Source organism: Chitinophaga hostae, from assembly GCF_018224885.1.
Lineage (GTDB): Bacteria > Bacteroidota > Bacteroidia > Chitinophagales > Chitinophagaceae > Chitinophaga > Chitinophaga hostae.
In genome coordinates, this window is record NZ_JAGTXB010000003.1 from 369,406 (window position 1) to 382,262 (window position 12,857).

General features: G+C 46.6%; 8 protein-coding genes and 1 tRNA gene. 3 read left to right on the plus strand and 6 right to left on the minus strand.

Features of this window, described 5'->3' with window-relative positions; genetic code table 11:
* Positions 1–88 precede the first annotated feature (88 nt).
* Complete coding sequence (gene proA / locus KE626_RS08610; protein WP_211972463.1) at positions 89–4,720, minus strand: anti-phage protein ProA; 4,632 nt, start codon at positions 4,718–4,720, stop codon at positions 89–91.
* 190 nt (positions 4,721–4,910) lie between these two features.
* Between proA and KE626_RS08615 the strand changes: the two genes are divergently transcribed.
* Positions 4,911–5,324: an SPFH domain-containing protein gene (locus tag KE626_RS08615; protein WP_211972464.1), complete on the plus strand. Its 414-nt coding sequence runs from the start codon at positions 4,911–4,913 to the stop codon at positions 5,322–5,324.
* Between the two features lie 72 nt (positions 5,325–5,396).
* On the opposite strand, the gene KE626_RS08620 is transcribed toward KE626_RS08615, so the two are convergent.
* The 4 genes from KE626_RS08620 to KE626_RS08635 form a co-directional block, all read right to left on the minus strand.
* Positions 5,397–6,002: a class I SAM-dependent methyltransferase gene (locus KE626_RS08620; RefSeq protein ID WP_211972465.1), complete on the minus strand. Its 606-nt coding sequence runs from the start codon at positions 6,000–6,002 to the stop codon at positions 5,397–5,399.
* A 65-nt stretch (positions 6,003–6,067) separates the two neighbouring features.
* Positions 6,068–6,304 (minus strand): hypothetical protein, encoded by a 237-nt coding sequence (locus tag KE626_RS08625; RefSeq protein ID WP_211972466.1) that lies wholly within the window; start codon positions 6,302–6,304, stop codon positions 6,068–6,070.
* 96 nt (positions 6,305–6,400) lie between these two features.
* Entirely contained in the window at positions 6,401–7,951 is a 1,551-nt protein-coding gene (locus tag KE626_RS08630; protein ID WP_211972467.1) for a S41 family peptidase, read from the minus strand.
* Between the two features lie 215 nt (positions 7,952–8,166).
* A tRNA-Arg gene (locus tag KE626_RS08635) sits at positions 8,167–8,240 on the minus strand.
* Between the two features lie 135 nt (positions 8,241–8,375).
* Between KE626_RS08635 and ung the strand changes: the two genes are divergently transcribed.
* Positions 8,376–9,047 carry a uracil-DNA glycosylase gene (ung, locus tag KE626_RS08640; RefSeq protein ID WP_211972468.1) on the plus strand — a complete coding sequence of 224 codons (672 nt, stop codon included), beginning with the start codon at positions 8,376–8,378 and terminating at the stop codon, positions 9,045–9,047.
* Positions 9,048–9,058: 11 nt separating this feature from the next.
* Positions 9,059–9,799 carry a lysophospholipid acyltransferase family protein gene (locus KE626_RS08645; protein ID WP_211972469.1) on the plus strand — a complete coding sequence of 247 codons (741 nt, stop codon included), beginning with the start codon at positions 9,059–9,061 and terminating at the stop codon, positions 9,797–9,799.
* A gap of 251 nt (positions 9,800–10,050) precedes the next feature.
* Here KE626_RS08645 and KE626_RS08650 read toward each other — a convergent pair whose 3' ends face one another.
* On the minus strand, positions 10,051–12,825 hold the full coding sequence (locus tag KE626_RS08650; protein ID WP_211972470.1) for a putative LPS assembly protein LptD: 2,775 nt from the start codon (positions 12,823–12,825) through the stop codon (positions 10,051–10,053).
* Positions 12,826–12,857: the final 32 nt, after the last annotated feature.

Sequence of the window (12,857 nt, forward strand, 5' to 3'; positions counted from 1 at the left end):
GCCACCGCGTGCCATCATTAAATATCAATACAAAACAAATATAAATAAATTAATAGATGTTCGCTTTTGATACATCTCCTGTACGATATCATGGTTTCAGCAACGCACCTTCCTGTTGTACACATTTATTTTCAATGCTGATATCAACCGCTTTGAGGATCTCTTCTTTCATTTCTTCCGTTACCCGGCTGTAGCCAAACATTTTTGCAATAAAAGGCACTGTATCTTCCCGTTGAATAGCCACGGCATCTTTCACCACTTTTTCAAGCGCCACACCAATTTCCTCTGCAGCGATATAGTTGATCTTACGGGCCGTAGCCGGCAACTGGCTGCGATTACGCACCACAGGCGTACTCAATGCTGTATCCCAAAGGAATTGTCCTTTAATCTTTATTCTCTTACTCGCATCCGAATGACGGACAGCATGCCGTAATATTTCGCGGATACGCGGGCCCACCCGGGTAATTCCGGCGGCTTCCACCATACGCCTGGCCAGCTCATCGAAGTGCACCGGGCTTTCTACGGTCACTACCTGCTCTATCCAGTTACACAATTTGCCGATCGGGGAAAGATGAAACTCCTGCTCCCTGATTTCATCCGGCAGCACCGCTGTTTCATATACCGGCACCTCCTCTTCTGTATCCACTACTGCTTCTCTGGCCAATACCGGAGCTGCTTCTTTCACCATATCTGCCGCGGCCTGGTCGTCGATCGCCACCGCGGCCCTCGCCTTTTCAATAGCGGCTACCAGGCGGTCCAGTTCCCGCTGTGGATCCCTGAACCAGTCTGTACTCCACACCCGGTATATTTTCCAGCCGATAGCTTCCAGTACCTGCTGCCGTAAACGATCCCTGTCACGGGCCGAACGGGCCGAGTGATAAGCCGCCCCATCGCACTCTATCCCGATTAAATAACGCCCCGGATTTTCCGCGTCCACAATGGCGAGATCGATATAAAATCCTTTAGACCCCACCTGTTTCCGTACAATATATCCCAGCGCCTCCAGCTTGGCCGCTACATTCTCTTCGAAAGGACTGTCGGCCGGCAACCCTGTTTCCGCCGTCATATACAGCTTTCCATGCTGCGCGAAGTACAGGAAATTCTTCAGCGATTGTATCCCATAACTTTTTGTGCGGTTCACATCAATGTCGTCTGCCGTAATATTGGTAAACACTTCACACCTGGTTTTGGCCCGCGTGATCAGTACATTCAACCTTCTTTCACCGCCTTCATTATTCAGCGGACCGAAAGACATTGCCACATAGCCTTCTTCCGTACGTCCGTAGCCGATAGAAATATAGATTACATCACGTTCATCACCCTGCACATTTTCCAGGTTCTTTACAAAAAAGGGCTCGTCCTGGTGCCCGCTGAAAAACGATTCCAGCTCCGGCGCCTTCCTCCGGCGCAACTCCAGCGCATCACTGATCGCCTGTCGCTGTGAAGTACTGAACGCTACCACCCCTAAACTAAGTCCCGGGTTTTTACGCGCATGCTCCATTACCGCATCGGCCACTATTTCTGCTTCCTTCGGGTTGGTACGGGTTTTACCACGATCATAGGCAGTATCTTTCAGGTGATGAAACACCAACCCTTTTCTTTCTTTAGAGCCGGGACTGGGGAAAATCACCAGCCTGTTTTCATAAAATTCATGATTGGATAAGGTAATCAGCGATTCATGCCGGCTCCGGTAATGCCAACGCAGCATACGTTGCGGCGCACCCTGTGCATCACACAACCCCAGGATGCTCTGCATATCTGCTGTTACATTTTCTTCATCATCCACTTCTTTTGTCAGCGAGTCAAAAAAACTGGTAGGCGGCAACTGTTTGTTATCGCCCACTACCACCAGTTGTTTGCCGCGTAAAATGGCGCCCAGCGCTTCGACTGGCTTTACCTGGCTGGCTTCATCAAAAATCACGAGATCAAACTCCAGCGTAGCCGGTGGTAAAAAATTTGCGATCGACAAGGGACTCATCATGAATACCGGTTTGATGGCCTGTATGGCCAAACCGGCTTCCTGCATCAGTTTGCGGATAGGCATATGACGCGCCTTCTTATTAAATTCGGTGCGCAGCATATTTACCTGGCCGCCGGCATCTGCTTTCGGCATTTGTTCCCAGTGCTGTAATGCTGCACGGGCACGGTTATACTGTAAGTTCAGCACATCTAACTTTCTGAACTGCTGTACCATTTCCTCGTGGCCGCCGCGCTCAAATTTGCGCAGTGCAGGTTGCGACTTCACAGCTGTTTCCACCAGGTACTCATACCATGTTTTCAGTAATGCTGTTTTCAATAGCAAATGTGCGCCGTCCCAGTCTTTCACAGGTGTAATGAGGCATTCCAGGTTTTCCTGTATAGCCGTATCCGTTATATTATTCCAGGAAATAAGGTGATGTATTTCCGGTAATTTCTCTATCCATGTTTGCAGTACGGCCTGTTGTTGTGCAAACAACACCGGGTAATACTGGCTGTTCATTTCCAGTTTTTGTAAGACGGCCATGCTGCGTTGCTGCTGTTCCTCCGATAAGCGGAACAATTGTTCTTTATCCGCCAGCGCCCCCGCAGCATCACGGGAGGCTTGCAGATAAGCGGCTACTGCTGCAGGAAGCGTACCTGCCGCAATACGTTTATGCATCTCCGTGAGATAGGCGGTAGCTGTCTGTAACGCTTCCCAGTCGGTGTGTGATTTCTGCCAGCGGCTGCCAAACAGGGTGCTGCCCAGCGCAGCATGTTCTTTCAACAACACATCCTGTCTCCTGAACTCCATGATGGCTTCTACATATTGCAACTTCTCCCCGTTATCGCCGGGCAGCGGCTGTTTGCACAATGCGGCCAGCTGCCGGTTACTGCGTTTATAGGCGCCTATCAGGAATTTATACCATTTTTCGCCATGTGCCAGCAGATCCTGCCGGATCTCCATCACATTTTGCTCCCAGGCTTCAGGAATAAAAATGTCGTGGTATTGTTGTTGTACGGCAGTAGCTGCTATACCAGCAGCGAGCCATTCTGCAATGTCCTGCTGATGCAGCAGCCAGGCATTGTTGGTAATATCAATTTCCTGCAGGTCCGGTTGCCGGGCCAGCAGGTCACAAATATTGATCAGCGCGTTTGTATCGGTTATATTTTGCGGAGACGGAACCCCAATTTTCCCGGCGATCGCTGTAGTCGTTTGCACCAGTGTTGTTAACGCGGCAAATGCTTCTTTTAGCAAACCGGTTAGTGCGGCCTGTTCATGCGGTAATAACACGGTAAGCTCACTGCCACGGAAAGTCAATGCTGCCGGCACGCCGGTTTCCCTCAAACAGGCCTGTATGCGCAATGCCATAGCGGTGGCCTTGTTCATGGCGTTGGCATCCCATTCGTTGATTTGCGGCAACTGTATCGCGGGCAAAGTAATGCCGGTGGTTTCTTCGTTTAACCGTAACAGGTGGCCTATCACCTGGTGAACGGTTAACCCGCTTTTTTCAATAGCGCCGTTTACGGAGAGGCAATAGTCATTCAGTTCTTTTTTATAACTATCTAACAGTAATACTTCTTCCTGTAATTTCTGGATAGACGGGCGCCCCAGTTCCAGCACCCGGCGCAGCTCCTGGTGCAGCTCCTTTTTATTGGCTTTATGGCTGTGCAGTTCCAGGCAGGCTTCTCCCAGCTGTATATTGTCCAGTCGCCGTTTTACCACTTCCAATGCGGCCATCTTCTCTGCTACAAACAATACTTTTTTTCCACGGCCAATGGCATCTGCAATAATATTGGTAATGGTTTGCGATTTCCCGGTGCCCGGAGGTCCCTGTATCACCAGGTTGCGGCCCTCCTGTACAGCCAGCATAGCCATGATCTGGGAACTGTCGGCGTCTACCACCTGGAACAGTTCATGCGCTTTGGTATCGTGATCTATAAATGCGTCTTCCGGTATTTGTGGGGCATTGTCTGTAAATCCGCCGCCAAAAAGACTTTGAATAATGGGATGTGTAAGTATATCATCTTCCTGCTGCCATTTGGAGGCGTCCAGGTCGTTGTAAATCATAAATTTACCAAAAGAGAAAAAGCCCAGTTCAATGGCGTCCGGGTTCACTTTCCATTTGGGCATACTGTCTACCGCCTCCCCTACGGCAGCTAAATAGGCATTTACATCAAAATCCTCCGCATCCGGCAGGTCCGGGATGTGGATATTAAAATCCGCCTTCATTTTTGCCTGCAGGGAAATGTTAGCGCCTACTTCCTCCAATGAATATTTTAACCGGAAACGTTCCCGCGCACTGGAGCGGTCAAGCGACACAGGGATCATGATAAGCGGGGCCAAACGGGGTTCTTCACTGCCTGCTTCTTCGTACCACTGCAGCATACCCAGTGAAATATACAGGATATTTACCCCTTGCTCCTCTATGCTCATACGTGCCGCGTAGTAGGTGTTCAGCAGTTTTGCATGCAGCGTTACCTGGTTCTCATTCGTTTGTAAACGGGTATCGTTATAAGCTTCTTTTGATACCGGTTCATTGTATTCCACTACTTCTTCGGCCGGCTTTTTTTCAGGCCGTCCGAGAAAAGACATGGTTTTATTTTCCCGCACCAATATATCATAAATGGCGGCGGATTGTTCTTCTACAATATGTAAGCCCTTCCCAACAGGCAGCTTGTAATTCAACAATGGATTCCTGAGACCTAAATCCAGTAACTCCTTGCGGGAAGATTCAAGCCTGGTTAATATGGATGCGATCATAATAGCAATAATGAAAAACGCTACAAATATAATTTTAATAAACGGTGAAGAAGGGGCTGAAGTATATAAAAGCAGAAAATCCCGCTTTTTAGTGACAGAGGCCATTACGCGCAGGGTTATACGCTATAGGGAATATAACTATATTTGGATCCTAACCAAACCCCGTCCTGCGGTGCAGGACATCACCTGTATGAATACAAAATCTGTTATCTCCCTGGCCTCCTTTGTACTGATGGTTTTTACCGGCTTAGTGATACTTGGATTATGGGGCTGTCCCCAATACCGGGTATATTCCCAGCGTATGGAAGGTGAAGCACTACTGGCACATGCGCAGGCATCCAAAGAAGTAGCCGTAGCGGAAGCACGCGCCAAAATGGAAAGTGCAGCCATGCTGGCCGCTGCCGATACCATCCGCGCACATGGTGTTGCCCGCTCCAACCAGATCATCGGCGAATCACTGCGTAACAATGAGGCCTATCTCCACTGGTTATGGATTGATAATATCGAAAAAAATCCGCAGGCGGTCATCTACGTGCCAACGGAAGCCAACCTTCCTATCCTGGAAGCCGGCCGCAAACCCTGGCTGAAAGATACTGCCCGGTAAACCACCATAAAACAACAAAGGATCAGCGCAATTACGCTGATCCTTTGTTGCATAACATATAATCGCTCGCGGTTAACCAGATAGTTGTGCCATCCATACGGTAGCATTACCGCATTCAGGATCATCTTCCCTATATTGTAAAATGCGGAAATTATTCGCTTCCAGAAGCGCCCGGTATTGCTCCTTATCCAGTGATCCAAGGTACAGATTTACCCCTCCGTTCATGCCCCAGGTTTCTCCATATTCTACCCCGGAAGTGAACAATAACACGCCACCGCTTTTCAAATGATTTTTGAAAATAGTAAACATGGAAAGCTGGTCCTCAGGGGAAAGGTGAAAGAAACTATGCCATGCGATAACAGCATCAAATTGCCGGCTGAGCGAAAGTTGACGCATATCTGCCTGCAGAAAATCCGCTGACGGGAAATTAGCCTTTGCTATATCCAGCATACGGTAGCTGGCATCAACCCCCGTAACCCTTAATTTTCTTTTTAAAAGATATTTCATGATGGGCTCTCCCGTTCCACAGCCAAGATCCAACACGCTGGCCCCCTCGCCAATAATATCAATCAGGCTATCAAGGTAGGGTTTCTCCATCAATCCCTGGTATCGGTTTTCTGCGAACCAACTGGCAATAACATTGTACGCTTCAAAAACGTTCTTTTTCTCGTTTTCCATACAGTAACTACAAACATAATATGTGGACGATAAAATTAAGCATGCCATCGCTTACCCACCTCTCATCAGCTCATTCTGAAACCACTCTGACGGCTTTTATATTTATCGGAGCTGCGATGCTTTATTAAGTTCAGGTCTTCTTCCAGCTGTTTTTCATCGTCATATTTCCATTCAACTCTCCTGTCGTTGGTGTAGTAAAAATGAATGGCTTTATGATCCCCGGTGATTTCGATATCGGTAACAAATTCGAGATTAATAAAAATATGTGCCTGGGTAACACCTGATTTTATGAAGTCTGCCATTGTATTAAAGTTTATGATTAAATATAAGAAGAAATGACGGATGATCGTAATAGTCCACGGAACCTGATTTGCAGCGCCGGCTACAAATCCTGGAGACTATTTTCGTTCAATAAGTTTAAGTACATACTCCATCTGTGTGTCTTTTTTATCCATAAAATCACCGAAAGCAGGCCATATTTCATGATCAGGAATAATTCCTCTTCCCTCCGGCTGATCAGGTTTCAAAGGCGCATCCTGTACCACGTATACAATAGAAAACTTCGTTTTAATCCTGGAATGCGGAAGTTCGTATACCACGCCCGCGTGTCCGTTATGACCGTAGTAACCGCCTACTGTTTCCACACCCACTATGGTGGTATTACTGGCATACGCTTTCATCAGCGAGGCCAGGTGGGAAGCCGCGGACGCGGTATTTTCGTCGATCAACAGGTATACATGCCCCTTGTAGGCAGGTTGCTTGGGATAGTAAACCGGGTTGTAAACAGTATCCTGGTAACTTCTTCCATTGCTGAACGGCTGGAAATTATCTTTCAGAAACTGTTTGCCTGCCACCAGTTCTTCGGGACTCATTTTGCTGTCGGTGCTTACTCCCCAGAAATACTTCATAAAGGGGATAGTATCCCGGTCAAAATTGATATAGGCAAGTGTATTTTCTTTAAATGAATGATTGGTAAGATACATCATCGGTTGCTCGTAGGTAGGATCGCTGCCGCCAGGATTGCTCCTGATATCGAGGATCAGATCAGGTACCGCGTTTTTGTCGAGCTCACTGAACACACTGTCAATGAAACGCACATACACCGGGAAGGCGGGATCACGCTGATCAGCAGCCATGGTGAATATTCTGAAGTTAAGCAGCCCCGTCGATTTATTAATCATGCGGAAACTATACCTGGGCTGCACATTATAATCTATAATGCTGTCTACTGCTGCACTGTAGCGGTGCAGCAAATTTTCCTTCCGGGCTTCCAATTTAACAGCAGGCAGTGTAACCTGTTTCACTTCGTTGCTGTAGGGTGGATGAAAACTAACGGCAAAACTATCCGTCAGACCATACTCCAGCAGGTAGCGAAGCCCAAAAGAACGTTGTACACTTCCTGTTAATTTCTGTGTGGTAGTATATCCGTCTGCGGTGCAATACTTGTAAAAGGAATGCATCAGCGTGGTATCCGGTACGCCGTTAACGCTCAAGATACGTGATCCGGCGGGGATCTCCGGCGTCTGGTTATTAAAGATGATTTTACCCTCAATATATTTTACATCGTAGGGAAAAAAGCTGCGCTGCCGATTGAGAAAATTCAACAAATCTTTTCCTACTTCTGTGTAGTTATGACAACTGCCTTCAAAATCGGTTAACTGCAGCAGTATTTTGAAGTATTCGGTGGTGCTCAGCGGCTTTTTAATTTTTTTAAATGCCCATTTGTAGATACTGTCGATCTGTTTGGGAGAACGGTAACGGTATAAACCGGAATTGGCCTTTTCCCTGATCTCGCGGAAAATCCGGAGATCGGCTTTCATCTCCGGGGAGGTTAGTATTTTATTATAGATGTTTACGCTGTCGCCGGTTGGTTGTGGCCGGGTTTGCGCGGCAAATGTTTTTACAAAAGATAATTGCGTTAACAAAACGAATAAGAATAGTTTTCTCATACTGCAGATGTGGCGTTATTGGTTGAAATAATTGTTGTAAGCTCCAGGTTTAACGGCGAAGCCCCGGTTATATTACTGCCGCCTGAAATATTCCTGGCAAGCGGTTGTAAAAGCGCTTGGTTGGTAGAATCCGGCAGACGAATATACAACTTTGAGCATGGGTTTTTGTCGCAATAAAAAAGGACAAACCGCTGATCGATTTGTCCTCTTCTTCGTGTCCTGGATTGGATTCGAACCAATGGCCTACTGCTTAGAAGGCAGTTGCTCTATCCAGCTGAGCTACCAAGACTTATGTGTTCCTTTTCCCTTGTAATGTGAAATAAAATGTTATATTTATCTCGCGTTTTGGGAGTGCAAATTTATGTAAATTTCTCCCAATAAATCAAATTTAATTTATTTTTCTTTAAATATCGTTTTGAATACCATGGATGTACAAATAGAATCAAGCTGGAAGGAAGCGCTAAAGGACGAATTTCACAAATCGTATTTTGATCAGATCGTCATGTTTCTCAAACATGAGAAAGCATTGAATAAAGTGATCTATCCCGCAGGAAACCTCATCTTTAATGCTTTTGATAAAACGCCGATAGACAAGGTAAAGGTAGTGATTCTTGGCCAGGATCCGTATCATGGTGCGGGTCAGGCGCATGGGCTTAGTTTTTCTGTGCCGGATGGCGTTAAACCGCCCCCTTCCCTGGTAAATATCTACAAGGAAATGAAAACGGACCTCGGGCTGGAGATCCCTGCCAGTGGCAATCTCACCAAATGGGCCGAGCATGGCGTACTGTTATTAAACGCCTTTCTTACGGTAAGGGCCGGAGAACCTGCTTCACACAGCAAAATAGGCTGGGGCGATTTTACAGATGCAGTGATCAGAAATATTTCCGATAAACGTTCCGATGTGGTATTCCTGCTCTGGGGCCGGTTTGCACAGGATAAACAATATTTGATAGACGCCACAAAACATCATATTTTGCAGGCAGCACACCCCTCTCCTTTTAGCGCCGATAAAGGCTTTTTTGGATGCCGGCATTTCTCAAGAACCAACGAAATACTCGGTAAAGCAGGGATAGCACCGGTAGACTGGAGATTATAAAAGTAAAAGCTATGTTGAAAAATATCCTTGGTAGAATATTCGCAGCCTGGATGTTGCTGTTGTTCGCGGGCACCATGCTGATCGTATTTATTCCTATCTGGATTTTCTCTTTCTGTCCCGATCCCAGGAAATCAAAGGGGTTCCTGGCTATAGGGAGAGTATGGATGAAGGTATATATGCCGCTGATCGGATGCCCCGTATACAGAAAAGGCACCGAATATTTTGCACCCGGACAAACCTATGTGATCGTATGTAATCATAACTCACTGATAGATGTACCTGTTACCACCGCTAAAATACCCGGTGCCAATAAAACACTTGCCAAAGCTTCACTGGGAAAAATACCCCTCTTTGGCGTACTGTATAAGATCGGTGGCATCATGGTGGATCGCAGCAGCGAAGCCAGCAGAAAACAAAGTGTAATAGAAATGAAACAGGCCCTTGCTAAGGGCCTGCATATCCTTTTATACCCGGAAGGCACGCGCAACCGTACCTCCGAACCATTAAAAGCCTTCTACGACGGCGCTTTTGCACTAGCCATAGATACGCAACTGCCGCTGATTCCATCCCTGCTGTTTCACACCAAAAAGATATTACCGGTCGGAAGAAAATTCTTCGCATGGCCCCACCGTATCGATTATCATTTTCTGCCCCCTGTGCCTACTGCAGGCCTTAACAGGGACGACCTGCCGGCACTGAAGGAAAAGGTGTTTAAGCAGATGTGGGAGTATTATATAAAGCGGGATATATAGCGCGTCTTACGCATGATTTTTTTCTTGCCCAGGATTTTTTCTTGCCCAGGATTAACGGTGATTATGATGATTTTCAGGATTTTTTCTTGTGATTATAATTTGATTTTAAAAGATTCGGGAAGATCTAAACGAATTTATCCGCTTAGATCTTCCCGAATCTTTTAAAATCAAAAAAGAAAAAATCCTGAAAATCATCATAATCACCGTTAATCCTGGGCAAGAAAAAATCCCCGGCAAAAAAACCTCCCGGTCTAAAGGTCGTAAAACTGTCTCGATCGGTTTATTCGCAGATCCCTCAGAATACCGGCTTTCGGGTTAATGGTAATACTAAACTGCCGGAAGGTACCAAACGGAATCAGGTTAATAGACATCTGCCAGCAGTGCAGATCCCGCGAGATATACATGTTCGTATAGGCGATCTGCATATTGGTGAAATCGAAACCACTGTTCAATCCGATCTTCCATTTAGGCGTCAGGCTAAAGTCGCCGTTGAAACTAACGTATTGGGTTATACGTTTTACAACACCACCGGAATCAGGGATTACGGTATTGGTGTATGATAAGCTATATGAGAGATCCACACGCCATGGAATATCAAAATCCACATACTCGCCAGGGTTATTACGTACCATGGCCAGCTGCCGCTGTTGCGCAGCAAAGGCAGCATCCGCGCCCTGTGCATTCTCAATAGAATCTATTTTCTGTTCCTTGGCCTGGCTCTTTTTATCTTTCGACTGGAACGATGTACTCATGGAAATACTGGCGTTGGTTAAACGGCCAATACTGAATTTACCCTGCTGCCACACATATTTGTCGATACGGTTCCCGCGCGCATTCGTCTGGTAAGGATCAATATTACCACTGGCGGAAATGTTCAGCTTATCAAATAAGTTGGTACGCGCGTATATACTGAAGGTCGACAGCTTAAAGGAATCTGCTACCAGGTTATAACTACCGTTAATACCAAAACCATCCAGCAACTTTATCTTTCGTTCATGGTTCCCCGTAGTATCCTTTTTTGAGTATACCTTCATTTCCAGGTTGTTATCCAAACCGAAGTTCAACCCGCCGAAAGACCCGGGAGAAGGTACACCGATAATAGCCCCATCATATACCGATACCATGGACTTATCGCCTTCTTTGTTATATTGTAACTCCTTATAGAGGTTGGGATTCAGATCCGGCCGGTAACTGGCGCTCAGTGTGGGCCGCATCACATGACGGATGGCCTTTACCTTTGAGTGCTTATTAAAGGTGTACATGCCATACATAGCGGTGGACAGCGACAAGCTGGCGCTCACGTCACGGGCGGTGAAGAAGCCGGCCTGGTAAGAAGTATCGATGGCGCCTTTGGTACCCAATCCGGGATTGTTTTTATTGGGATCCCATTTACGGTTGAACTTTTTGGTATACCAGTATTCTGTATAGTTAATACCCGGCGACAGCGTAAATGTTTTAAATACCGGGATGGAGAAGGAGACCGGGATATTATGCTGCATGCCTGTTTGCATAGCATCAAACATGGCCTGTTTACCAAACAGCGAGTCTTTAAAGTTAGCCTGGTTGCGCAACACCGTATTATAGGACACCCCAATTTTCTCATACCATTTTGGCGTACCTACCATTTCTTTTGGCTGGAAAGGGTAGATAGTATTTACCGTAAAGGTTCCGTCCGGGAAGGAAACAGACACATCGCGGGTACTAAGGTTCTGTGAATGGTTCAGGCCCAGTGTCAGGTTATAGGGCTTGCCGATCCAGGTTTTGGAGAACGTGATAGACGATCCGATGTTATTGTTTACACGCGTGTTATAGTCGTATACGTTATACCTGTTGTAAGAAGAGGTCCCAAAATTTACCGCTGCCCCGAAGTTTACACCCGGCCTGGCCTTGCTGTCCATGCTGTGATTCCAGGTTACCCGGAAATCTTTCGAGGTGCTGAACTCTGATTTCACGGCAGGATCGCCAAAACGGGTATTGGCAAAGCTGAGGTTAAGCCCCCCGTTATATTTGTACCGCTTACGATAGGTAGGACTGGCCGTCATGCTCCAACTGCCGTATGAGTATACGTCACCCCGCATCGTGAGGTCAAAATTGTCGCCCAAACCTATATAGTACCCTCCGTTTTCAAGACCTATCCCCTTCTGCTGATTTACCACATACTGCGGAGGCAGGATACCCGACCGCTGTCCCTGCGTGATAGGGAAAATGGCAAAAGGTATAAATAAAGGCGTAGGAATACCTTCAATTTCCAGGTTGGCCGGGCCGGAAATAACCAGTTTATCAGGGATAACCTTTATTTTGCGGGCCCGGAAGCTGAAATGCGGCGTATCCAGGTTACAGGTGGTATAGCCATTTTTAAAACCGAAAATGGTATTATCTGCAGCTTTTTTGGTCTGTGCACTATGAATATAGCCTTCGCCGTACTGGGACCGGGTATTATAGATCTTTGCCTTTTGGGAAGTAAAGTTATAACGGAGGGTATCCGATTCAAAGCTTTGTCCGCCATCGTTCATAACCGGCCCGCCAAACAGTTTACCGGCCGTATCCTTGGCATTGGTAGCTTCCAGCACACCGGTTTCCTGGTCGAAATTCATTTTTTCGGCAGAAAGATCAATGGTTTTGTACTTTGTGTTGGCAGTACCATATAAATAAAAGCGTTTGTCGGGTACCATCAGGATGATAGAGTCCTTGGCTTTATAATTAACCGGCGCATCCAGCGTGTCTTTCGATATCTTTGGTACAAACAGGGTATCAACCGTGCCGGCTCCGCTGGTATCCTTATCCCTGGACAGTATATTGGTATCGGAGGCGGCAGCCGGGGTAACAGCAGGTCGTTGGGTTTTACCCGTATCTTTCCTGGTTACCGGAGTCGTATCTGCCAAACTTTTGTTAAAAAATGAAACAGCATGTGGCCTGGTGGCTGCAACTGCATCTATAATAAAGGGAATGGCAATCAACATACCGGCAAAAACCAGGTATGTATGTCGAAAAAACTTTTTATAATTATTTTTGTAGCTGATGTTCATGTGTTACGGCGGCCACAAACCTACAAGATTTT